The sequence below is a fragment of the Rhodoferax sp. genome, assembly GCF_012927445.1.
Taxonomy (GTDB): domain Bacteria; phylum Pseudomonadota; class Gammaproteobacteria; order Burkholderiales; family Burkholderiaceae_C; genus Rhodoferax.
Genome location: NZ_JABBPD010000001.1, coordinates 54,593 through 78,702, shown reverse-complemented (window position 1 = coordinate 78,702; position 24,110 = coordinate 54,593). Strand labels below are relative to the sequence as shown.

Below are 24,110 nucleotides of genomic sequence, written 5' to 3'. Positions count from 1 at the left end.
CTCAGGCCGCATCGCGTTTGCGAAGCGTAGGCAGGCCGACGCCAGCGGCATCAAAGCCACCGTCCACCGCCAAGACCTGGCCGGTGACAAAGCTCGCCGCAGCGCTGCAGAGAAAGCCGGCAACCGAGGCAATTTCGTCGGTGGTGCCGTAGCGGTTCAGGGGGATGGCATCGTAGTAGTCGGAGCGAATGGCCACGCTGTGAACCAGCTTGGCCATCTCGGTATCAACCGGGCCCGGGGCGATGGCGTTCACGCGGATGCCGACATGGCCCAGTTCTACCGCTTGTTGCTTGGTGAGGTGGATGAGGGCGGCCTTGCTGGTGCCGTAGGCCACGCGCAGCGTGCTGGCGCGCAGGCCCGAGATGGATGCGATATTGACAATGCTGCCGCCACCGGTCTTGCGCATGATGGGTGCGCAGGCCTGGGTGCAGAGAAAGGCACCGTCAAGATTCGTACCCATGACCTGGCGCCATTCCTCAAAAGAGGTTTCAGCAATCGGTTTGAATACGGCCACGCCGGCATTGTTGACCAAGGCGTCGATCCGGCCGAAAGCGGCCGTTACTTTCTCCACGGCAGTTTGGACCTGCTGCGGATCGGACACGTCGCACAACACGGCCAGCACGTTTTCGGGATCATTGAGCGTGCTGGCTGTTTTGCTTAGCGTGTCGCCATCATTGTCGAGCAAGACGACGCGGTGCCCGTGGGCCAGGAACCACTGGCCAATCGCCAGGCCGATGCCGCGCGCGCCGCCGGTAACCACGGCCACGGGTGTTGATGAATTAGTTGATGTCATGTGTTGCTCCATAAAAAAGTTTGATTGATATTTACAGTTTGTTGGCTGGCAGCCATTCTTCCAGCGTGACTTCAAAAGTCATGCAGATCAGGTTGAAGCCAGCCACAAAGGGTCCGCCATAGACGTTGCCTTGGGTGTCGGCCACCACGCCTGTGAGTGTTGCTTTTAGTTGGCCATCTTCTTGCGAACGGACTTCGCCAGCGAGGCTGACGATCTCAACTGCCGGCCCTGAAATTTGTTGGTAGCTTCCATCCCGATTGCCCATGCAGGCATCGACCAGGCTGCCCAGGGCGCCTCGTACAAAAGCATTCTTGAAGCCTTCCGCCAGGCACAGCTTTTCGACGCTCTGGACCAAATCTTCATTCGGTGCAATACGACCATAGGCCACCCGACCCATCACGCCGTTTTCGACGAGGTAGGCGTTATTCATCGCGGCGCGCCTGATGGGGTTGCAACAAAGAAATATTGGTCTCCGGGTCAAAGGTCACCCGCAGCTCGAAGTCGTCGAGCGAGGTCACCAGCACCGAAATAGGCTCGGGTCCGATGATGCTCAGCTCGGTGAGGATGTGGCCGCCTTTGATCTGCCCGCTCTCGGTGCGGATCGCTGCATGGCAATGCAGCAGCGGTGCGCCAAGTATGTTTTTCCCCAGCATGGCGTTGCCAAAAATCATGCAGGCACTGCCGGCATTGATCGGCCGGGTATAGGCAATCACCGCCTGCCCCGATGGGTCGGGTGGCGCAACGCAATATTGAAGTTGGCTAAAGAACCCGCCGAGGATGGTGGTCGACGCGTTCTTTACGCCCATCTCGTACAGTGGTTTCATGAGGGCGTCGAATAAGGTTAAACCGGGCTGCAGCTTCAAGCGGAAGTGTCTTCCCCCCTTGGATTGCATGCTGCGAATACGCACGGGGTCAAACGGTCCGGGATGAACCAGTGTGCGAGAACGGGGTCGCTCTAACGTTGTTTGTGGCATGGTGAAAAGTCTCCTGCATGCTTGTGGCACGAAATACCGATTTGAAGCGAGGATCACTCGCTTGATCAGTTGGTTTTTCGCAAAGTGTAGGCAATGTGATAGATTTGCAAAAGACTTATTTTTGTATCGATCAATTTAAAATTCAGATCAATGGAACTACGACACCTTCGCTGCCTGATCGCCGTTGCGGAAGAGCTGCACTTCGGCCGTGCGGCAAAACGATTGAACCTGTCACAGCCGCCCGTCAGTCTGGCGATCAAGGAGCTTGAAACAGAACTCGGCCTGCGTCTGTTTGAGCGGACGTCCCGCCGCATTACCTTGACGCGAGGCGGTGAGGAGGTTTTGCGTGATGCGCGCGCTGTGCTCGCCCGCACGGAATCCTTGCGCCAGCACGCGCATGGCGCGGCACGCGGCCACGGCGGGACGCTGTCCATTGGCTTCATCAGTCTGGCTGCCTACTCGTTTTTGCCGGACGTGTTGCGCCGCTTCACCAGCGACTTTCCGGATGTGCGGCTTTCATTGCATGAGTCAACGACAGACCAGATTCTGGGCGACCTGGAGACCGGGACACTGGATGTCGGTTGTATCTTTGCCTCGCCCATGCTGCCCGCCACCCTGACTTACCAGGCGACCAACCGCGACCCGCTCATCGTTGCGCTACCGGAGAAGCACCCGTTGGCGCACCTGGCCCGTGTGCCGCTGGAGCGCCTTGCGGGCGAGCAGTTCCTGACTTTTGAGCGGCACTTTGGCCCCATGATGTTTGATACCGTGGTGAGCACCTGCATGCGTCATGGCTTCAGTCCCCGAATATTTCCGGCACGACAAATGCACACCATCGTCAGTCTGGTTTCCGGCGGTATCGGTGTCGCGCTGGTCCCCGCCTGCGTGCAGGTTCTGCATCGTGAGGGCGTGGTTTACCGGCCGCTGCGGGGCGACCGCACGCCGGTAGAGACCGGCGCCGCTTGGCGCACTGAGGACGATTCATCCATCGTCCGCGAATTTGTTCGCTACTTGCCCCGCATCCGTTGATCGGTCAGTTGTTAATCAACGCTTTTTCCGGCTTCGGTCTGCAGCAAGGCCAAGGCCTGGCTTGCCAGCATCAGGCGGTTGCCGAGGAAAGCATTGCGCGCCGCGCCCATCCGGGATTTGATTGCCGCAATGCTGATGGAGGCCACGGGGCTGTTGCTGGCATCGCAGACCACAACGCCGATCGCCCAGCTGTCATCAATGACCAGTCCTGGTTGCACGCAGTAGCCCAGACTCCGCGTCTCCTGAATCAGGCGCTTGATGGCGGCATCTGTGCAGCGCGGGAATCGCTGGGCCCGCAAGGGCGCGTTGCGTCTTAAGGCATCCTCAATCTCGTCGTCCAGCAGGGCGGCCAGCAGGGCGCAACTTCCGGCGCCAACGCCCAGTGGCAAGCGGTCCCCGGCCTTGATGAGCTGGTTGCGAATCGGAAAGTCGCCCTCGTCACGCGACAGGCAAATGCTCTCGTAGCCGTGCAACACACTGAAGAAAACGGTGTCACCCGATTCAATCGCCAGCGTGCGCAGGGTCGGCGCGGCCAGCCGCTGCAGTTCATAACTTGGCTCGGCGGCCAGTCCGACGGCGAAGGCCTCCGGGCCCAGGCGATAGCGGCCTGATCCACGGTCGTGCAAAACAAAGCCTTCGTCCACCAGGGTGCGAGTCAGGCGAATAGCGGTTGCCTTGTTGAGCTCGAGGCGACGGCCAATCTCGCTCATTCGCAGACCACCGGGTCCGATGCGGGTGAGAAGGCGCAAGACCGACAGGCCTCGGCGCAGCGTCTGTGCCCCGGCCATTTCTGTTTTTTCAGCGGGTTTGGTTAGCATGGTCATGCGGATATTGATTCATTTTTTGGACTTTTTGCTCAGTAAAAACCCGAACTCGGTTGATCACATAGTGGACCACTATCTTCCATTTCACCCTGAAATTCTAGTGGCGTAGTCAATCATCGCCCCTAGAATTTAACGACGAGGACGTAAGCGTAAATAACAAACAGGTTCACATATCAAACCTGCAACACCACTGACACCATGAACACACCACACATCATCGGCTGGGGCCACACCCCGTTTGGCAAACTCGACAACCTGGATCTCGAACAGCTCCTTCGTGACGCCGCACTGCCCGCCATTGCCAGCGCGGGGTTGGAGCCTGCGGACATCGACGGCATCTTTATTGGCCACTTCAACGGCGGTTTCGTGCGCCAGGATTTCAGCGCCTCGCTCGCGGCAGTGGCCATTCCCGAGTTTCGCCACACCCCGGCGGTCCGGATGGAAAATGCGTGCGCGACCGGCTCGGCCGCTATCTGGGCCGCGCTGGATGCGCTTGCCAGTGGCCGGGTCAAGCGGGCGTTGGTGGTGGGGATGGAGAAGATGAATACCCTGCCTAACGTGCAGATCGGCGAAACGCTGCTGAAGTGTTCGTATGTCAAAGAAGAAGGTGACACGCCCGGTGGCTTCGCCGGTGTGTTTGGCAAGATTGCCGCCGGCTACTTTGAGCGCTTCGGGGACCAATCCGACGCCCTGGCCGCCATCTCTGCAAAGAACCATGCCAACGGGGTGCATAACCCTTATGCCCACATGCGGCGCGACTTGGGCTTTGACTTTTGTCGTCAGCCCTCGGACAAAAATCCGTTCGTCGCCGGCCCACTCAAGCGTTCAGACTGTTCGCTGGTGTCCGACGGCGCGGCCGCACTGGTGTTGTCGCTGGAGCCCGTGTCGGGAGCCGCGGTACCTGCCGTGCGCTGGCGCTCGCGCACGCAGGTCAACGAATTCCTGCCGCTGTCGCGTCGTGATCCGACCCGTTTCGAAGGCGCCGCGCTGGCCTGGAGCAAGGGTTTGAACGTCGCTGGTGTATCACTGGCTGACTTGCACTTTGTCGAGACACACGACTGTTTCACGATCGCCGAGCTGCTCGAATACGAGGCCATGGGCCTGGCGCCACACGGCCAGGGCGCGCGTGTGATCCTCGACGGCGTGACACGCAAAGACGGCAAGCTGCCCGTCAACCCGTCCGGCGGCCTCAAGTCGCGTGGCCATCCGATCGGCGCCACGGGGGTGTCGCAACACGTGATGGCGGCGATGCAGTTGTCGGGGCAGGCGGGTGCGATGCAAATCGAGGGCGCCCGTTTGGGTGCCGTGTTCAACATGGGTGGGGCGGCAGTGGCCAATTACCTCAGCGTGCTGGAAGCAGCATGAACAACGCGCCGGTGATGAATCTCGGGCGGCTGCTCACCCATACCGCACGCCTGTATCCGCAACATGTCGCGCTTATCCAGGGGGAGCAGCAGTGGACTTGGAGCGAGATTGACCTCCGTGTCGATGCCATGGTCAGTGCCATGCGGCAACTCGGTATGCAAAAGGGCGACCGGATTCTTGTGCAGTCGCGCAACAACCTGCAGATGTTTGAGAGTTGCTGGGTGGCGTTTCGCCTTGGTTGCGTCTGGGTGCCGACCAACTTCCGGCTGACGCCCCCTGAAGTCGCCTACCTTGGCGAAGCGAGCGGCGCGGTGATGATGATTGTCGAAGCGGACTTTGCTGCGCATACCGATGCGGTGCGCGCCGCGTCGCCGCAACTGCAGCACGTCATTTGTATCGGCGCGCCGCGTGCCGGCGAGTACGCGTATGACCTGCTGGTCGAGCAGCACCTGGGCCAGGTGTCCATTGAGCGGCCACCTGAAGAGACCGTGCGCTATGACGACCCGCTGTGGTTCTTCTACACGTCGGGCACGACCGGTCGGCCGAAGGCCGCTGTGCTCACGCATGGGCAGATCGCCTTCATTGTGAATAACCATCTGGCCGACCTGATCCCCGGCACGAGGGAGCAGGACTGCTCCATCGCCGTGGCGCCGTTGTCGCATGGTGCCGGCATTCATGCGCTGATGAACGTTGCGCGTGGCGCCGCCACGGTATTGCTGCCGAGCGAGAAGTTGGACCCCGAAGTGTTTTGGCAGCTCGTCGAGCGGCACCGCGTCAGCAACCTGTTTACCGTGCCGACCATCGTGAAAATGCTGGTCGAGCATCCGGCTGTTGACCGCTATGACCACAGCTCATTGCGCTACATGATTTATGCCGGTGCGCCGATGTACCGTGCCGACCAGAAACTCGCGCTGCAGAAGCTCGGCAAAGTGCTGGTGCAGTACTTCGGCCTGGGAGAGGTGACCGGTTGCATCACGGTACTGCCAGCTGAAATGCACTCTGCCGATGACAATGACCTGAATGCCAACATTGGCTCCTGCGGACGCCCACGCACCGGCATGGAGGTCGCCATTCTCGACGCCAACCTGCAACCGGTGAAAACCGGGGAGGTCGGCGAGATCTGCTGTCGCGGCCCCGCCGTGTTCAACGGCTACCACGCCAACCCCGAGGCCACCGAAAAAGCGATGCGCGGCGGCTGGTTTCACACCAATGATCTGGGCCGAATGGACGAGCGGGGGCTGCTCTACATCACCGGACGCGAGTCCGATATGTACATCTCGGGCGGCTCCAACGTTTATCCGCGCGAGGTCGAAGAGGTGCTGTTAATGCACCCCGGCGTGGCCGAGGTCGCGATCCTGGGGGTGGCCGATGCAAAGTGGGGCGAGATCGGTGTGGCGGTGGTCGTGCTGCGCGAAGGCGCCGCAGGGGTTGACGAAGCCGCGCTCCTGGCCCATCTGGAAGGCCGTTGTGCCCGTTACCGCTGGCCCCGGCAGGTATTTTTTTGGGACGAACTGCCGAAGTCGGGCTACGGCAAGATCACAAAAAAAGACATCAAGCGCCTGCTCATTGAGCGTGGCGAAGTAAACGAACTGACGCCATCTTGATGGCCGCTGATCAGCACCTCGTTCATACAGTAAAGTCCGAAGAATAATAAATTTTTAACCACTGCAACGGAGACAAACCATGCAAATAACTCGACGTACCCTTCTCGCCGGCGCTGGCGCCACTGCACTCACACTGCCCATGGGCAATGCGTTCGCCCAAAAAGCGGAATTCACCTACAAGTATGCGAACAATCTTCCGGTGATGCACCCGATGAACATCCGCGCCAAAGAGATGGCAGATGCGATTCGCGTGGAAACCAAAGGCCGCGTCGATATCCAGATCTTTCCGAACAGCCAGCTCGGCTCGGACACCGATATGCTGAGCCAGGTGCGCTCTGGCGGCGTCGAGTTCTTTACGCTCTCCGGGCTGATCCTCTCGACATTGGTGCCGGCCGCCGCGATTACCGGCATCGGCTTCGCGTTTCCTGACTATGCCACGGTGTGGAAAGCGCTGGATGGCGATCTTGGTGCCCATGTACGGGCGCAGATTGCCAAGTCCGGTCTGGTTGCGATGGACAAAATCTGGGACAACGGCTTCCGGCAGATCACTTCGTCGACCAAGCCAATCGTGACCGGAGACGACTTGAAGGGGATGAAGATTCGCGTACCGCCGTCTCCACTGTGGACGTCGATGTTCAAGGCGTTCGACGCCGCACCCACATCGATCAACTTCAGCGAGGTGTATTCCGCGCTGCAGACCAAGGTCGTCGAAGGACAAGAGAACCCGCTGGCGATCATCGCCACCGCCAAGTTGTACGAGGTGCAGAAATACTGCTCGCTCACCAACCACATGTGGGACGGTTTTTGGTTCCTGGCCAACAAGAAGGCTTGGGAGCGGCTGCCGGAAGACTTGCGCACGATTGTTGCCAAACATATCAATGCCGCGGGCATGAACGAACGTGTTGACGTTGCTGCGCTGAATGCCACGGTGCAGAAAGATCTCACCAGCAAGGGTCTGGTGTTCAACCAGCCCAAGACTGACAGCTTCCGCGAGCGCCTGCGCAAGTCCGGTTTCTATGCCGAATGGAAAGCCAAGTTTGGCGACGAAGCCTGGGCACTCCTCGAACGCAGCACTGGCAAGTTGGGATGATGGTCGCCACTCATCCAAGGTCCGGGATTCGATCCACGCCATGGGGTACTTATGCATGACGCGCCTGACATAACGGCACCTGGGCGGCCGTGGCTGGCCCGTCTCGATGCAACACTTGGCCGGCTGGTCGAAGTGTCAGCCGCGCTGCTGGTGGTGGCGGATATCTGTGTGCTGTTCTGGGGCGTCGTCGCGCGCTTCATGCTGCACCGCCCGCTGGTGTGGTCGGACGAACTGGCGTCGCTTTTGTTCCTGTGGCTGGCGATGATGGGTGCCGTGGTCGCCTTGCGGCGCGGCGAACACATGCGCATGACCGCGCTGGTCAGCAAGGCCAACCCGCGGCAGCGGGTTCTGCTGGAGGCGGTGGCCACGAGCGCCTGCCTGGCGTTCTTGAGCCTGGTGGCTTGGCCGGCTTGGGAGTACGCGGCGGATGAGCGGGCCATCACCACGTCTGCGCTCGAGATATCCAATGTATGGCGTGCCGCAGCGTTGCCTGTGGGGATTGCGTTGATGGCCGTTTTTGCCACGCTGCGATTACTGCGGGTGTCGAACCTCATGCAGTCTCTGCAAGCGGTCCTCCTGGTGGGGACCATCGTCGGCGCGTTCTGGGTTGCGGGCCCGTTGTTTGAGAATCTCGGTCGCCTGAACCTGCTGATCTTCTTTGTTGGCGTGGTGGCCAGTTGCGTGTTTGCCGGCATTCCGATTGCCTTCGCCTTTGGCTTGGGTACTTTCGGCTATCTGGCGCTCACCACCGGTACGCCGTTGCCGGTGATCGTTGGTCGCATGGATGAAGGCATGTCGCACCTGATTCTGCTGGCGGTGCCACTGTTTGTTTTTCTTGGCTTGCTGATCGAGATGACAGGCATGGCGCGTGCCATGGTGGCCTTTTTGGCGGGCTTGCTCGGCCATGTAAAAGGCGGTCTGTCGTATGTGCTGATCGGGGCGATGTACCTGGTTTCGGGGATCTCCGGCTCCAAAGCGGCCGACATGGCGGCCGTTGCGCCGGCACTGTTTCCCGAAATGAAGAAGCGCGGGGCGAAGGAGGGCGATCTGGTTGCCTTGCTCGCGGCCACCGGCGCGCAGACCGAGACCGTGCCACCCAGTTTGGTACTGATCACGATCGGTTCGGTCACCGGCGTGTCGATCGCCGCCCTGTTCACGGGTGGCCTGCTGCCGGCGGTGGTGCTCGGACTGGTGTTGTGCGTCGTGGTTCGCTATCGCTATCGCCATGAAGACCTGAGCCTGGTGCAGCGCACTCCCTGGAAGGAAGTCGGCCGGTTGCTGTTGATTGCCTTGCCCGCGCTGGCGCTGCCGTTCGTCATCCGGGCGGCCGTGGTGGAGGGCGTGGCTACCGCAACCGAGGTGTCAACCATCGGCATCGCTTACGCCATACTCGCGGGTCTGTTCGTTTACCGTCAGTTTGACTGGAAACGCCTCGGCCCGATGCTGGTAAACACTGCAGCGCTGTCGGGTGCGATCCTGCTGATTATCGGCACCGCCACGGCCATGGCCTGGGGGCTGACGCAATCTGGCTTTTCACGCTGGCTGGCCGAAATGATGGGGTCTTTGCCTGGCGGGGCACCGATGTTCCTCGCGGTTTCGATCGTGGCCTTCGTGGTGCTCGGTTCGGTGCTTGAGGGGATTCCGGCCATCGTGCTGTTTGGCCCGCTGTTGTTCCCGATTGCGCGCCAGCTCGGCGTGCACGATGTGCACTACGCGATGGTGGTGGTGCTTTCGATGGGCTTGGGGCTGTTCGCACCGCCGCTCGGCGTTGGTTACTACGCGGCCTGTGCCATTGGACGCGTGAATCCCGATGCGGGCATCCGCCCGATCATCGGCTACATGGTGGCATTGCTCATTGGTACCATTGTGGTGGCGGCAGTGCCTTGGATCTCAATCGGATTTCTCTGAGATCGTCAGGCTGGCCAACAAAAATCAGGGCATCCCCCTGAGTTTGTTAGCTGGGCCTGTTACGTCTTGCAATCTTTGTCACACAAATCGGGCCATCCTGGCGCGGGCTAGCCGCGTTAGAAGCACAGAGCTACATGTTTGCTCTGTGTGCTTTTCTTTCCAGGAGAATTCTTATGAAGATCAACCGTTCAGTGTCTTCCCTCGTTGCAGCTGCCAGTGTGGCCCTTGCTGCTTTGGGAATGACCGGTGCCGCTCAGGCCCAAAACGTGAACTGGTCGGTGGGCGTGTCCTCACCCGGTGTGCAAGTGGGCGTGACCAATGCACAGCCCATCTATTATCAGGAGCCGGTGTACCAACAGGTCTACCAACCGGTGTACCGGGCACCGCGACGCGTGGTCTATGTGCAACCACAGCCCGTGTTTGTGGCCCCACCCCAGTACGTTCAGGCGGGCTGGCAATATCCAGGCTATGGCGGTGGCTGGCGCCACGGGCGTGGCCGGCATGACGGCGACCGCTTTGACGGGGATCGTTTTGAAGGTGGCCGCTCAGGCCACGGCCACGGCGGCCACGACCGGGACTGACCGCCATCGGCTAGCCGTGCAACATAACAGCCTTACCAGCCACCCCCGAGTGACTGGATAAGGGCGACGGCGGTGGTTTGCCGGTCGGCTTGCACTTGCACCAGCGCCCGACGGGCGCTCAAAGCGCTGGCTTGTGCGGTAACCACTTCGGTGTAGCTCACCTGGCCTTCGCGGTAGCGATTCAGCATTTGTGTTTCTGCCTCGTCGGCCGCCTGCGAGGCTTGACCACGCAGCGCCTGCTGTTGTACCAGTACGCGCGTTGCCGCCAGCTGGTCTTCAACATTCTGAAATGCCGTCAGCACGGTTTGCCGATAGCGGGCGACGGCAGCGTCATGCGCCGCCTGCGCCCCGCTGACCCGTTCGCGCGTGGCGCCCGCATTGAATAGCACTTGCGCCGCCGACAAGCCGAGTGACCACAGGCTGTTGGAGGCACTGAACAGGTCCGACACGGCGCTGGCGCTGAAGCCGTAAGACGCATTCAAGTTCACGCTGGGGTAGAAGGCAGACTGTGCAATCCCAATCTGTTCATTTGCCACCGCCACCCGGCGCTCGGCGGCCGCAATGTCGGGCCGCCGTTCCAGCAGTGTCGATGGCACGCCGAGCGGCACCTCCGGCACCGAAGCTGTCCACTGGATTGAGGCCAAGGTGAAATCTGCCGGGGCCCGGCCCAGCAGTACCGCAATCGCATGTTCGAGTTGTGCCCGTTGCCGAGACAGCCCCAACGCTTCGGCCTGTGCGTTGGCCAGTTGCGTCTGTGCCTGCAGCACGTCGGTTTTGGCTGCAATGCCGGCCGCGTAGCGATTCTGCGTGATCTGCAGCGTGCGCTGGTAGCCGGCAATGGTGCTCGCCAGCAGCGCTTGCTGGGCATCGGTCTGGCGGATGGAGAAGTAGTTGGTCGCCAGCTCGCCCTGCGCAGACAGTCGGGCCGAAGCCAGATCAGCGGCGCTGGCCTGAGAGCTGGCGCTGGCGCTGTCCACACCACGGCTCAGCCGGCCCCACACATCGGGCTCCCAACTGCCGCCGATGTTGGCCTGGTAGGTGTTGCCCGTGCGCGAGCTGCTGGCGCCACCACCCGACTTGGTCGCGCCGCCGTTCAAGGTAATCACCGGAAACAGGGCAGCACGCTGCTCCCGGACCAGTGCGCGGGCCTGGGCGTAGTTGGCGCTGGCGACGGCAATATTCTGGTTGGAGACCTCAATGCCGGAGGCCAACTCATTGAGGACCGGATCGTTGAACAACGTCCACCAGGGCCCCCGCTCCAGTGCATCGGCGGGCGCTGCTGGCACCCAGTTGTTGGCTTCTTTGTAGGCCGCTGGCGTAACCGCCGACGGGCGCTGATAGTCGGGGCCGACGGCGCAACCGCTCGCCAGCAATGAGAAGGCCGCCATGGCCAGAATGTGACGTTTAAAGAACGGGGACTGGGATGGGCGCATGGAGGTTCTCGTTGTGGTCATGGCGTCGCGTCAGCGGGCAAGTCGCCGTGGGTACGGCTGAGTTGGCGCTCGGCCGGACTGCGATGACGCAGCTTGTCGAGCAAAATATAGACCACTGGGGTGGTCAGCAAGGTCAGCACCTGGCTCACGAGCAGGCCACCAATGATGGCAACCCCGAGGGGCCGCCGCAGTTCGGCGCCTTCCCCAAATCCAATGGCCAGCGGCAAGGCGCCGAGTGCCGCCGCCAGGGTGGTCATCAGGATCGGGCGGAAGCGCAGCAGGCAGGCTTCGCGCACCGCCTCCACGGCCGACAATCCGCGCGAGCGCTCCGCTTCCAGCGCGAAGTCAATGATCAAAATGGCATTCTTCTTGACGATGCCGAGCAGCAGAAAGACGCCAATCAATGCAATGATTGAAAACTCCATGTTGAACAGCAACAGCGCCAGCACCGCCCCCACGCCGGCCGATGGCAGTGTTGAGATGACGGTGATCGGGTGCACCAGACTTTCATACAGGATACCCAGCACGATGTAGATCACGACCAGTGCTGCCGCAATCAGCAGCGGCTGCTGGTCTTGCGATTCCTGCGCGCTGCGTGCGGTTCCCTGAAAGCTGCCGCGCACGTTATTGGGCATGCCGATGTCGGCCTCCGCCTGGCGCACCGCCTCCTGACCCTCGCTCAAGGTGCTGCCTTCGGCCAGATTGAAAGAGACGGTGGTGGCCAGCTCGGCATCCTGGTGGCTGATGGAAGTGGCCGCCGAACTTTCGGAAAAGCTGGCAAAAGCGGACAAGGGCACCATGCGGCTGGGTGCGGCGCTCAAGGCTTGTCCGCTGGAGGGGTCACGCAAAGCCGGGTTGATGCTGGTGCCGGAGGTGCTGGCTTTCGCCGGTACATAGACATCTTTCAGTGCCTCGGGACTGCGGGCAAAGCGCGGTGCCACTTCCATGACGACGTGGTACTGGTTGAGTTCACCGTACAGGGTGGCCACTTGGCGTTGGCCAAAACCGTTGTACAGCGCGTTGTCCACATCGCGCGCCGTCAACCCCAGCTTGGCCGCGCTGTCGCGGTCGATATTCACGAAGGTTTCGACGCCGTTTTCTTCCTGGTCGGTATCGACATCGATCAGTGCCGCTTGCCCCTTCATCGCATCGGCCAGCTTGGTAGCCCACAGGCGCAAATCATTGAGGTTGTCGCTCTTCAGCGTGTATTGGTAGGTCGAATTGGCTTGGCGTCCGCCCATGCGCACGTCTTGCACCGGACTGAGAAACAGGCGCACGCCGGTGACCTTTGCCAATTGGGGCCGCAAGCGGGCAATCACCGCCTGACCGGCGTCGGTGCGCTCGTTCGCCGGCTTCAGATTGACGAACATAAAGCCGCCACCAGCGCGCGAGCCGCCCGTGAAGCCGACCACGGTGGCCACCGCCGGGTCACGCTTGATGATGTCCACCAACTCCCGCAACTTGCCCTGCATCGCTTGAAAAGAAATGCTTTGATCGGCCCGCATGCCGCCACGGATTTGCCCGGTGTCTTGCTGGGGGAAGAATCCTTTTGGCGCTGCGCTAAAGAGGTAAACATTCAGGCCGATCACCGCCACCAGAATCAGCATCACCAGCTTCGCACTGCCAATGGCCCAGTCCAGGCTGACCTCGTAGCCGCGGTGTAGGCGGGTAAAACCGCGCTCAAAGGCGCGCGCCAGCCGGCCGGGCGGACGGTCATCTGATTTCGGTTTGAGCAACCAGGCGCACATCATCGGTGTGGTGGTCAGCGAGATGACCAGCGAGATCAGCACCGCCGCCGACAGCGTGACCGCGAACTCGCGGAACAGCCGGCCCACTTGTCCGCCCATGAACAGGAGCGGGATGAACACGGCCACCAGCGAGAGACTGATGGACAACACAGTAAAGCCCACTTCGCGCGCGCCGAGCAAGGCGGCCTGCATCCGGTCCATGCCGTTTTCAATATGGCGGCTGGTGTTTTCCAGCACCACAATGGCATCGTCGACCACAAAACCGGTGGCCACTGTGAGCGCCATCAGGCTCAAATTATTCAGGCTGAATCCGAGCAGGTACATGACGCCAAAAGTGCCCAGCAGCGAGACCACGGTCGCCACAGCGGGAATGATGGTGGCGCGTGCGCTGCGCAGGAAGGCACTGACCACCAGCACCACCAGTACGATCGAGATCAACAGCGTGACTTCGATCTCACGCAGCGAGGAACGGATCGAGTTGGTGCTGTCGGAGGCCACCTGCAACTGCACGTCCTGCGGCAATTGCGCCTGGAGCTCTGGCAGTAGCGCACGGATGCCGTCCACTACCTCGATCACATTGGCGCCGGGCTGGCGCGTCACCAGCACAATGACAGCGGGCACGCCATTGAACAGACCGAGCGTGTTGGCGTTCTCGACGCCGTCCAGCACCTCGGCGACGTCCGACAGTCGGATGGCGGCGTTGTTGCGCCAGGCCACCACCAGCCCCCGGTAGTCGGCGGCGGTGCGACCGCCGGTGGCGGTGCTGGCCTGCGAATAAATCTGCAGTCGGCGTTCATCGCCCTCAATCGCGCCTTTGGGCCGGTTGGCCGAACTGGCCTGAATCGCGGCCCGCACATCTTCCATGCTGACGCCGTAGCGGTTCAGCGCGAAGGGCAACAGTTCAACCCGCACCGCCGGCAAGGAACCGCCGCCAAGTTCAACGTCGCCGACGCCCGGCACCTGAGCCAGTTTTTGCTGCACCAGGTTGGAGACTGCGTCGTACACCTGGCCGGGGGAGCGGGTCTTGGAGGTCAGCGCAAGAATCACGATCGGCGCATCGGACGGATTCGCCTTGCGGTACGTCGGGTTGCTGCGCAAGGTGGCGGGCAGGTCGGCCCGCGAGGCGTTGATGGCGGCTTGCACTTCGCGCGCCGCTGCATCGATCTTGCGATTGAGGTCGAACTGCAAACTGATGCGGGTCGAGCCATTGCCGCTCGACGAGGTCATTTCATTGACGCCGGCAATCACCCCCAAGCGCCGTTCCAGTGGGGTGGCGACGCTGGTCGCCATGGTCTCGGGGCTGGCGCCCGGCAGCGACGCACTGACCGAGATGGTGGGGTAATCCACCTGCGGCAGTGGCGACACCGGCAGCACAAAAAAAGCGCCAATGCCGGTGAGCGCCAGGCCGATGGTCAGCAGGACGGTGGCGACCGGTCGCCGAACAAACGGCTCGGACAGATTCACGAAGCGCTCCGGGCGGACCAGCGCTGCGCCAGCCGGTCAAAGCCCAGGTAAATGACCGGCGTGGTAAAGAGCGTCAGCAGCTGGCTGACGATGAGACCGCCAAAAATGGCCAGCCCCAGCGGATGGCGCAACTCGGCGCCTTCCCCCGACCCGAGCATCAGCGGCACGGCAGCGAACAAGGCGGCCAGTGTCGTCATCAGGATCGGACGAAAACGCAGCATGGCCGCCTGGTGAATGGCCTCGCGCGGCGACTTGCCCTCGTTGCGTTCGGCGTCAATCGCGAAGTCGATCATCATGATGGCATTCTTCTTCACAATGCCGATCAGCAGGATGATGCCAATGATGCCGATCACGCCCAGATCCTGGCCGCTGATCATGAGGGCCAGCAATGCGCCAACCCCGGCCGACGGCAGCGTCGACAGGATGGTCAGTGGATGGATGTAGCTTTCGTACAGCACGCCCAGCACGATGTAGACGCAGATGACCGCCGCCAGAATCAGCCACAACTGGCTGCTCAGTGACGATTGGTAGGCACCGGCCGCACCCAGGAACGTCATCGTCACACTGCCTGGCAAGCCAATGTCGAGCGCCGCCTGGCGGATCGCATCAACCGACGCCCCGAGCGAAACCCCGGGGGCCGTGTCGAAGCCCATGGTGGTGGCCGGGTACTGGGCGACGTGCGTGATCTGCAGTGGCGCCGGCCGCTCCGTGATGGTGGCTATGGCCGACAGTGGCGTGGCTTTGCCGGAGCTGGTGCGCAGTTGCAACTGGCCGAGCGACTCCGGCGTGGTTAACAGGTTTTGCTGCGCTTCAAGAATCACCCGGTACTGGTTGGTCTCGGTAAAGATGGTGGACACGATGCGCTGGCCAAAGGCACTGTACAGCGCATCGTCAATCGCCGCCGCGCTGATGCCGAGCCGCGAGGCGCTGTCGCGGTCAATGTCGACAAACACGGCGACCCCGGTGGCAGTGGCGTCGGAGACGACATTGCGCACCTGCACGACACCCTGCAAGCGCTGCGACAACTTGGTCGCCCATTGCACCACGATGGCGTTGTCGGAACCTTCCAGCGACACCCGGTACTGCGTTGGTCCGGTTTCGGCATCAATGGTCAGATCCTGGGTCGGCTGCAAATAAATGGTGACGCCGGCCACCTGGCCAACGCGCTGGCGCAGCCGGTCCATGGTCTGCTGTTGCGTGCCACTGCGCACCGGCTTCAGATTGATCAGCATGCGACCGGTGTGCAGCATCGTGTTGTTAGCCGCATCGACACCAATCAGCGAACTGAGCGTGGCGACGTCGGGGTCTTCGAGGATGGCCTTGGCGGCGGCTTGCTGCAACTGCGCCATGCGGGCATAGGAGACCGATTGCGCGGTCTCGATGCGTGCTTGCAGCTGGCCGGTGTCTTGCGTTGGAAACAAGCCTTTGGGAATCACCACATAGAGCAAGACCGTCAGCACAAACGTGGCCAGCGCCACCAGCAAGGTAGCGGTTTGGTGCTCCAGCACCCAGGTCAGCGAATGGTCATAACGGACCATCACGCTGGAGAAAAATTGCTGCAGTTTGCCCGCCGGTTTGTTCTCTTTTTCGCTCTCCTTCGGATCGTGGCGCTTTAGCCAGCGCGCCGACATCATCGGGACCAGGGTGAGCGAGACCACCGCCGAGATCAGGATCGTGATGGCCAGCGTGATGGCAAATTCCCGAAACAGGCGGCCCACCACGTCGCTCATGAAGACCAGCGGGATCAGCACCGCAATCAGCGAGGCGGTCAGCGAGATGATCGTGAAGCCGATCTGTGCCGCACCTTTAAAGGCGGCCTCCATCGGCGGCTCGCCTTCTTCGATATAGCGCGAGATGTTTTCGATCATCACGATCGCATCATCGACGACGAAGCCGGTGGCAATCGTCAGGGCCATCAGGGTCAGGTTGTTCAGGCTGTAGCCCAAGAGGTACATCGCACCACAAGTCCCTATCAGCGAGATGGGCACGGCCACGCTGGCGATGAAGGTAGCGCGCAGGTTGCCCAGGAAGGCAAAAATGACGAGCACCACCATCAAGACAGCCAGCGCGAGTTCGATTTCCACTTGCTCGACCGAGGCCCGAATGCCGGTGGTGCGGTCGCTTAGCACCTCGATCTTCAGGGCGGCGGGCAACCCGGCCTGCAGTTCGGGCAGACGCGCCTTGATGGCATCGACGGTGGCGATCACGTTCGCGCCGGGCTGGCGCTGCACGTTCAGGATGATGGCCGGCTTCAACCCCGCCCAGGCGCCCAGCTTGACGTTCTCCGCGCTGTCAACGACTTGTGCTACCTCCGACAGCCGCACGGGCGCGCCATTCTTAAAGGCCACGATCAGGCTCTTGTAGTCGACCGCTGCCAGCAGTTGATCGTTGGCGTTGATGGTGTAGGCGCGGGTTGGCCCATCGAAACTGCCTTTGGCGCTGTTGGCGTTGGCTGCGGTGATGGCCGTCCGCAGCGTGTCGAGCCCGAGGCCATAAGACGCCAGCGCCTGGGTGTCGGCCTGAATCCGCACGGCCGGCCGTTGACCACCCGACAGCGATACCAGCCCGACGCCGGAAACCTGGCTGATCTTCAAGGCCAGCCGCGTGTTGACGATGTTTTGGACTTCCGTCAGCGGCACGGTGTCGGAGGTGACGGCCAGGGTCAAAACCGGCGCATCGGCCGGATTGATTTTGGCGTACACCGGAGGCGCTGGCAGATCGGCCGGCAGCAGGGAGCCGCCGGCGTTGATGGCGGCTTGCACTTCTTGTTCCGCGACATCGAGCGTTTGCCCCAGACCGAACTGCAAGGTGATGAGCGACACCCCGGCCGCACTGGTGGAGCTCATGCGCTGCAGGCCGGACATCTGGCCAAACTGGCGTTCCAGCGGCGCGGTGACAGTCTGACCCATGACCTCCGGACTGGCGCCCGGATAGAGGGTCTGCACCTGGATGGTGGGGAAGTCGACTTGCGGCAGCGCCGACAGTGGCAAGAACTTGAAGCCGACGATGCCGGCGAGCACGATCGCCACCATCAGCAGGGCGGTGGCAACCGGCCGCAGGATGAACGGGCGGGATGGACTCATGACGCCGCTGAAGCAGCCGAAGCCGGCGCAGTTGGGCTTGCACCGGGCTTGCCTTTCCGCTTGCCGCCAGCACCGGCTGCGCCAGCCGGCTTGTCGCCGGCGAGCGTTACTTTGGCACCATCATTGAGTCGGTCGGCACCTTCGGTGATGACTTTTTCGCCGATTTGCAAACCAGAAGTGATTTCGATCTTGTCAACCGTCGCCTGGCCGCGGGTGACTGGCCGCAACGCCACCGTCCGCTCAGCGGTATTGAGCACATACACAAAGTCGCCTTTGCTACCGTGACGCAGTGCCGTCACGGGCACCATCACGCCGCCCTGGATCGTGCGCAGCAACAGCCGCACATTAACGAACTGATTGGGGAACAAGGCGAACTTCGTATTGTCGAACCGCGCCTTGGCACGCACCGTACCGGTCTGGGTATCAACCTGGTTGTCGAGCGTTGAGAAGCGGCCTGTGTCCAGCGTGTTGGTCCGCGTGCGGTCAAGCGCCGTCACCGGCAATACGGCGCCTTCGTTGACGCGCGCCTGCACTTCGGGCAATTGGTCCTGCGGGACGGCAAACAGAACGTCGATCGGGGACACCTGGGTAATCACGACAATGCCGTTGACATCATTGGCACCGACGACGTTGCCGACGTCCACCACCCGCAAGCCGACGCGACCCCCAATGGGCGCCACGATGCGGCTGTAGCCCAGATTCAGACGCGCCGTGCCTTCCGCCGCCCGGTCGCCAACCACGGTGCCTTCCAGTTGCTTGACCAATGCGGCCTGCGTATCCACTTCCTGACGCGCAATCGAGTCTTGCTCCAGCAAGGTACGAAAGCGCTGCAGAGTGACCTTGGCGCTGTCCAGTTGGGCTTCGTCACGTTGGCGCTGACCGGACGCCTGCATCAGCGACATTTCAAATTGACGCGGATCGATGGTTGCCAGCAACTGGCCGGCCCGTACCATTTGCCCTTCACGAAACAGCACCTGCTTTAAAACGCCGGAGACTTGGGGTCGCACGGTCACGGTGGCCGCTGGGATCACCGTACCAAGCGCATCCAGTACCACGGGGATATCAGCCCGTTCGGCTGTCGCAACACCCACGGTGGTTGTGATGGGGGCGCGGCCCCCGCGCGAATTCGCGGCGCCGGAAGCGGCATCAGGATGGGTCAAGCTCCAGGCCAGCCAGCCCAGTCCACCCAGGAGAATCAGTGCAACCCCACTGCCAATGAGGGAGGTGCGGCGACTTGGCCGCCGATGCGGTTTAGACGGTGATCCGTGCGAGGTGGTTTCGATTTGCGGATCCATCATTTTCCTATTTATGCCGGTTGGTCCCGGTTCTTTGTCCATATTGTCACCAGTCGATGGTGTGCCAATGTACGTCGCCGGGTACAGGTGTCGCATGTGGCGGACGTAAATTAAAGTAAATCCCGCGCTGACTGGCTGAATTCGCCGGTGGGGCGTGGTTTGCGGGCTGAACATTCAGTCACTATTGTGCTGGAGTCGATGCCGTTGCCTCTCGCGTCAGCATTGATAATCAGCTGTTTTTAAAGGAATACTCTTGGATACTGCATTGCTGATCAAAGCCGCCATCATGGGCATTGTTGAGGGACTGACGGAGTTCTTGCCCATTTCTTCAACCGGTCACCTGATCCTGGCCGGGGCCCTGCTGGGCTTTGATGACGACAAGGCCAAAGTGTTTGACATCGCGATCCAGACTGGCGCCATCTTTGCCGTGATTCTGGTGTATTGGCAAAAAATTCGCGACACGCTGGTGGCCTTGCCATCGGAGAAACAGGCGCAGCGCTTTGCCCTGAATGTGTTCATTGCCTTTGTACCCGCCGTCATTCTGGGTCTGCTGTTTGGCAAAGCCATCAAGGCGCATCTTTTTACCCCAGTGGTCGTGGCCAGCACCTTCATCATTGGTGGTTTCATCATTTTGTGGGCCGAGCGGCGCCAGCAAAAAAACCCGTCAGTGGCGCGCATTCACGACGTCGAGTCGATGACGCCAATGGACGCCCTGAAGGTCGGCCTGGCGCAATGCCTGGCCATGATTCCGGGCACCAGCCGCAGTGGTGCCACCATCATTGGCGGCATGTTGCTGGGGCTGTCGCGCAAGGCAGCGACTGATTTCTCTTTCTACCTGGCGATTCCTACCCTGATTGGCGCAGGCGCCTACAGCCTGTTCAAGGAGCGGGCACTGTTGTCGATGGCCGATGTACCGCTGTTTGGTGTGGGGCTGGTGTTTTCTTTCCTCAGCGCCTGGTTGTGCATCCGCTGGCTGCTCCGCTATATTGCCACCCACAGCTTTGTCGGGTTTGCGTATTACCGCATCGTCTTTGGCGTGGTGGTGCTGGCCACGGCCTGGAGCGGCCAGGTGATCTGGGCCGCGTAAGTCGGACTTGAGATACTTCTTTTAGGAGGCGTTGAGCCAAAATGCCGGAAAACCACTATATTTCGCCGGACCAGCTCCAAATTGGGCTGCACGTTCACATCGATTTGAAGTGGTTTGAACATCCCTTTGCGTTCAGCCATTTCAAGATCAAGTCGGAGGAGCAGATCAGGATCATTCGCAGCCTGGGTCTGAAGACGGTTCGCTTCAGCCCGGAGTTGAGTGAGGGCAGTCCGCCGCCCCAGGTGGCGGCGCCGCCAACGCCCGAGCCCAGCGCTGCGGCGGTGCTGGCTGCCAATACTGAATCAGAGTTGTCACCCGTCATGCTCGCCAAGCGGGCCATGATGGCGCAGATGCAGCTGCGCCGCAAGGATGCAGAGCGCATTGAAAAGGCGTTCATCAACACCGCCAACACCATTCGCGACTTCGAGAAAAACCTGTACAGCAGGCCGGTCGAAACCGTGCAGCAGGTGACGAAACTCATTGGGCAGATCGCCGAATCGATGCTGAGTGCCCCGGAGCTCGTGATTCATGTGATGGGCGACAAGATGGGGGGCGAGGAGCTGTACTTTCATACGCTTAACGTCACCATGCTGTCGATGATGATGGCACGGGACCTCAAACTGCCGGTCGAGGTGGTGGGCGTGCTGGGTATCGGGGCGCTGCTGCACGATATCGGGCGCAAGGAAGTGCCCGACAAGATTTTGCGCAAAACCGACGCGCTGACGCAGGTCGAGCGCAACTTCTATGAAATGCACTGTCAATATGGGGTGGATATAGGTCAACGCCTGCGTTTGGCACCGGCCGCGCTCGCCATTATCCGGGAGCACCACGAGTTGTTCGATGGCAGCGGTTATCCGGCCAAGCTCCAAGGCGAAACAATCAGCCTGCTGTCGCGCATTGTGAGTATTGCCAATTACTACGACGAGTTGTGCAACCCGAACGCGATGGCCGACGCCCTGACGCCGCATGAAGCGTTGTCTCTCATGTTTGCCAAGTTGCGCGGCAAGTTCGACCCCAAAGTCCTGCAGGTTTTTATTCGCTGTCTGGGGGTGTATCCGCCGGGCACGATCGTACAGCTCTCCAATGGCGCCATCGGTATGGTGGCGACCGTCAACACGGCGCGTCCCATGAAGCCCACGCTGGTGGTGTACGACGCCGATGTGCCCAAGGAAGAAGCCATCCTGCTGGACATGGAGCGGGAAACCGATGTCAACATTGCCAAGGCCATCCGGCCGGCCCAAGTGCCGCGCGAGGTTTACAACTACCTCAGTCCGCGCAAACGGGTTAGCTACTACTTTGATGCGGCTTCTGCACGGCCGGACGCGGGCAAGCCATGAATGATCTGGCCAGACTCATGCTGGACCACAGCCCCGATATGCTGCTGCTGGTCAACCCGGCCTCGCTGCAGATCATGATGGCCAATGCGCCGGTGGTCAAGACGTTGGGCTACTCGCTCGAGCAACTGCAGCGTTTGGCCATCACCGAGGTTGAAAGTGCGCTGCAGGATGTGTTTTATTGGGAAGACGTGCGAACGGGACAGTATCTCGAAGTGCAGAACCAGGAAGGGCAGTATCGCTGCGCCGACGGCGAACTGCTGACGGTTAGCAAGTCCGTTCAACTGCTTGAGCATGAAGGCGTGCCTGTGCTGCTGGTGCAGGCGGTGCAGACGCAGCGTGAGCGTAAGGCCGAGGACGCGCTGGCCCATTCCTTGTCGCAGTTGCGTGCCACGCTGGAGTCCACCAGCAATGGCATTCTGGTCATCGGCTGGCAGGGCAGGATCGACAGCATGAACCGCCTGTTCAGCAAGATGTGGGAGATTCCGGATGAGCTGTTGAACTCGCATGACGATGCGCGCATTCTCGATTTCGTCGCGGGGCGGGTGATTGAGTTTGAGTTGCTTCACGCCCGGCTGGGCGCGATCGTGGACAACGGCGAAACACAGGATCTGCTACACCACCAGGACGGACGCATGTTCGAGGTCAGCTCGCGTCCGCAGCATCTGGGTGAGCAGATCATTGGCCGCGTGTTTGGCTTTCAGGACATCACGCAACGCACGCGGGCCGAAGAGGCCTTGCGCGAGTCGCGTGACATGCTGGAAGAAAGGGTGCGTGCCCGAACGGCTGACTTGAATGCCGCCAATGAGACGCTGCTGCAAGAGAAGGAGCGGCAAGCTGGTTTGATCAAGAGACTGGAAGAGGCGCAGAACCAGTTGCTGCAATCGGAACGCATGGCGTCCATTGGCCAATTGGCGGCCGGTGTGGCGCACGAAATCAACAACCCGGTGGGGTTTGTCAATTCCAACCTGGGCTCCTTGCAGCGCTATGTCACCGATATGCTCCGGCTGCTGTCGACTTACGAACAGGCCGAGGGTGCCCTACCCGGGGCTGTGGCGCAAGAGATCAGGCAGATCAAGTCGGACATTGATGTTGAGTTTTTGCGCGAAGACGTCGCCAACCTGCTGGTCGAGTCGCTGGACGGACTCAAGCGCGTGACGCGCATCGTGCAGGACTTGAAGGATTTCTCCCATGTCGACGAATCAGAGCGGCAGTGGGCCGACCTGGAGGCCGGGCTGGAAAGTACCTTGCGCGTGGTCTGGAATGAGCTCAAGTTCAAGGCCGAGGTGGTTAAGGAGTTTGCCGGCATTCCGCACATTGAGTGCTTTCCCTTCCAGCTCAACCAGGTGTTCATGAACCTGTTGGTCAATGCCTCGCACGCCATTGAAGAGCGCGGCACCATTACCATTCGCACCGGGCATGACGACGATTGTGTGTGGGTAGAGGTGCAAGACACCGGCAAGGGCATCAAGCCCGAGAATCTGGCCCGGATTTTTGAGCCGTTTTTCACCACCAAACCGGTGGGCCAGGGCACTGGGCTGGGGTTGTCCCTGTCGTACAGCATTGTGCAAAAGCACGATGGCCGCATTGAGGTCAAGAGCGAGTTGGGGCAGGGGACCACCTTCAAGGTGATTCTGCTCAAAAAATCTCCCGTCACCAGGATCGAATCGGCGTTGTAATCAGCCGCCCAGGTTGAGCAGCGTGGCTTCAAGGGCGGCGGCGGTCGCCATGGGTTTTTCCATGGGAAAGAGGTGGCTGCCGTCCAGCATCATGATGCGGCCTTTCGTGACTTTTTCGGTCATCGCCATGCCCACTTGCCGCATTTCCACCGAGTGCGTACCGCCCAGAAACGCGACCGGACATTTGATCGGGTGGCGTTTGAGCAGGGCGTCCAGGTTGTGCGGCAGCGTGTTGTAGATGGCCGTTTCCACCGCACGGTCAAAGTTCAAGACCCGCTTTTTCTCGTCCCCGTGGCCCTCGTCATGGGTGCCGTGCGCGATGTAATCCTGCAGCACCTGCGGCGCCCACTTGGCAAAAGCTTTCTTGGTCTTAAAGTGTTCCAGTGCGGCCTGCTGGCTGGGCCAGTTGTTGCGCCGCCGGCTGCTGATGGCGCCCGGGGAAATGGAGCCCACCAGCTGCGTGCGTTTGATGACCCCCAGCGTGGCGGCGCGCCAGCCGCCCAAAATAGGCGAGTCCAGCAGTACCACGCCTCGCGTCAGCTCGGGCGCACGCGCTGCCGCCATCAGGCTGACAAAGCCGCCGAAGGAGTGGCCGATCAGAAAGGCGGGCTTGCCCGCTTTTGCAACTTCCTCCCGCGTGAAATCGATCAGTTGCTGCACCAGATGAGGCCAGTTGTTGGTGACCGGGTATTGGCTGTCATGGCCGAATTTTTCGATGGCCTTGACCGTGAACCCGCGTTCTTTCAGACTGTTGAACAAAACGCCATAGGTACTGGCCGCGAAACTGTTGGCGTGGGAGAAGACGATAAGGGACATGGG

The 24,110-nt window shown here is 61.1% G+C and carries 18 protein-coding genes; 9 read left to right on the top strand and 9 right to left on the bottom strand.

All coding sequences use genetic code 11. From position 1 onward, the window contains the following. Position 1: 1 nt before the first annotated feature. The 3 genes from HHJ17_RS00300 to HHJ17_RS00290 are packed head-to-tail and all read right to left on the bottom strand — an operon-like array spanning position 2 to position 1,617. Positions 2-793, bottom strand: a complete 792-nt coding sequence (locus HHJ17_RS00300; RefSeq protein WP_296504587.1) for an SDR family NAD(P)-dependent oxidoreductase — start codon at positions 791-793, stop codon at positions 2-4. A 31-nt stretch (positions 794-824) separates the two neighbouring features. Beyond that, positions 825-1,223: a PPC domain-containing DNA-binding protein gene (locus HHJ17_RS00295; protein ID WP_296504585.1), complete on the bottom strand. Its 399-nt coding sequence runs from the start codon at positions 1,221-1,223 to the stop codon at positions 825-827. Then, positions 1,216-1,617 carry a hypothetical protein gene (locus tag HHJ17_RS00290; RefSeq protein WP_296504583.1) on the bottom strand — a complete coding sequence of 134 codons (402 nt, stop codon included), beginning with the start codon at positions 1,615-1,617 and terminating at the stop codon, positions 1,216-1,218. The genes HHJ17_RS00295 and HHJ17_RS00290 overlap by 8 nt, the downstream gene beginning before the upstream one ends. Before the next feature lie 300 nt (positions 1,618-1,917). On the opposite strand from HHJ17_RS00290, the gene HHJ17_RS00285 reads away from it, so the two are divergent. After that, positions 1,918-2,796 (top strand): LysR family transcriptional regulator, encoded by an 879-nt coding sequence (locus HHJ17_RS00285; RefSeq protein ID WP_296502486.1) that lies wholly within the window; start codon positions 1,918-1,920, stop codon positions 2,794-2,796. An 11-nt stretch (positions 2,797-2,807) separates the two neighbouring features. On the opposite strand, the gene HHJ17_RS00280 is transcribed toward HHJ17_RS00285, so the two are convergent. Next, positions 2,808-3,620: an IclR family transcriptional regulator gene (locus HHJ17_RS00280; protein WP_296502487.1), complete on the bottom strand. Its 813-nt coding sequence runs from the start codon at positions 3,618-3,620 to the stop codon at positions 2,808-2,810. A 198-nt stretch (positions 3,621-3,818) separates the two neighbouring features. On the opposite strand from HHJ17_RS00280, the gene HHJ17_RS00275 reads away from it, so the two are divergent. The 5 genes from HHJ17_RS00275 to HHJ17_RS00255 all read left to right on the top strand — a co-directional run bounded on the left by HHJ17_RS00275 (position 3,819) and on the right by HHJ17_RS00255 (position 10,168). Further along, complete coding sequence (locus tag HHJ17_RS00275) at positions 3,819-4,985, top strand: acetyl-CoA acetyltransferase (protein ID WP_296502488.1); 1,167 nt, start codon at positions 3,819-3,821, stop codon at positions 4,983-4,985. After that, on the top strand, positions 4,982-6,589 hold the full coding sequence (locus HHJ17_RS00270; protein ID WP_296502490.1) for an acyl-CoA synthetase: 1,608 nt from the start codon (positions 4,982-4,984) through the stop codon (positions 6,587-6,589). Before HHJ17_RS00275 ends, HHJ17_RS00270 begins: the two co-directional genes overlap by 4 nt. 79 nt (positions 6,590-6,668) lie before the next feature. Next, complete coding sequence (locus HHJ17_RS00265; RefSeq protein ID WP_296502492.1) at positions 6,669-7,679, top strand: TRAP transporter substrate-binding protein; 1,011 nt, start codon at positions 6,669-6,671, stop codon at positions 7,677-7,679. A 51-nt stretch (positions 7,680-7,730) separates the two neighbouring features. Next, the gene (locus HHJ17_RS00260; RefSeq protein WP_296502493.1) at positions 7,731-9,587 is read left to right on the top strand and encodes a TRAP transporter large permease subunit; all 1,857 of its coding nucleotides are present in this window, start codon (positions 7,731-7,733) and stop codon (positions 9,585-9,587) included. Positions 9,588-9,760: 173 nt separating this feature from the next. Beyond that, a complete protein-coding gene (locus tag HHJ17_RS00255; RefSeq protein ID WP_296502495.1) occupies positions 9,761-10,168 on the top strand; it encodes a hypothetical protein in 408 nt (135 codons plus the stop codon). A 32-nt stretch (positions 10,169-10,200) separates the two neighbouring features. Here HHJ17_RS00255 and HHJ17_RS00250 read toward each other — a convergent pair whose 3' ends face one another. The 4 genes from HHJ17_RS00250 to HHJ17_RS00235 are packed head-to-tail and all read right to left on the bottom strand — an operon-like array spanning position 10,201 to position 19,191. Continuing rightward, positions 10,201-11,601 (bottom strand): efflux transporter outer membrane subunit, encoded by a 1,401-nt coding sequence (locus tag HHJ17_RS00250; protein ID WP_296502498.1) that lies wholly within the window; start codon positions 11,599-11,601, stop codon positions 10,201-10,203. Between the two features lie 17 nt (positions 11,602-11,618). After that, on the bottom strand, positions 11,619-14,813 hold the full coding sequence (locus HHJ17_RS00245) for an efflux RND transporter permease subunit (RefSeq protein WP_296502500.1): 3,195 nt from the start codon (positions 14,811-14,813) through the stop codon (positions 11,619-11,621). After that, positions 14,810-17,896 (bottom strand): efflux RND transporter permease subunit, encoded by a 3,087-nt coding sequence (locus HHJ17_RS00240; protein WP_296504582.1) that lies wholly within the window; start codon positions 17,894-17,896, stop codon positions 14,810-14,812. Before HHJ17_RS00240 ends, HHJ17_RS00245 begins: the two co-directional genes overlap by 4 nt. Then, positions 17,893-19,191 (bottom strand): efflux RND transporter periplasmic adaptor subunit, encoded by a 1,299-nt coding sequence (locus HHJ17_RS00235; protein WP_296504885.1) that lies wholly within the window; start codon positions 19,189-19,191, stop codon positions 17,893-17,895. The genes HHJ17_RS00240 and HHJ17_RS00235 overlap by 4 nt, the downstream gene beginning before the upstream one ends. A gap of 253 nt (positions 19,192-19,444) precedes the next feature. Between HHJ17_RS00235 and HHJ17_RS00230 the strand changes: the two genes are divergently transcribed. From HHJ17_RS00230 to HHJ17_RS00220, 3 genes are read left to right on the top strand one after another with little or no spacing between them, the layout of a single operon-like run. Continuing rightward, a complete protein-coding gene (locus tag HHJ17_RS00230) occupies positions 19,445-20,278 on the top strand; it encodes an undecaprenyl-diphosphate phosphatase (RefSeq protein ID WP_296502505.1) in 834 nt (277 codons plus the stop codon). Positions 20,279-20,319: 41 nt separating this feature from the next. Continuing rightward, positions 20,320-21,615: an HD-GYP domain-containing protein gene (locus tag HHJ17_RS00225; RefSeq protein WP_296502508.1), complete on the top strand. Its 1,296-nt coding sequence runs from the start codon at positions 20,320-20,322 to the stop codon at positions 21,613-21,615. Beyond that, a complete protein-coding gene (locus HHJ17_RS00220; RefSeq protein ID WP_296504580.1) occupies positions 21,612-23,291 on the top strand; it encodes an ATP-binding protein in 1,680 nt (559 codons plus the stop codon). Before HHJ17_RS00225 ends, HHJ17_RS00220 begins: the two co-directional genes overlap by 4 nt. Here HHJ17_RS00220 and HHJ17_RS00215 read toward each other — a convergent pair whose 3' ends face one another. After that, positions 23,292-24,107 carry an alpha/beta hydrolase gene (locus HHJ17_RS00215; RefSeq protein WP_296502514.1) on the bottom strand — a complete coding sequence of 272 codons (816 nt, stop codon included), beginning with the start codon at positions 24,105-24,107 and terminating at the stop codon, positions 23,292-23,294. Between the last annotated feature and the right edge of the window lie 3 nt (positions 24,108-24,110).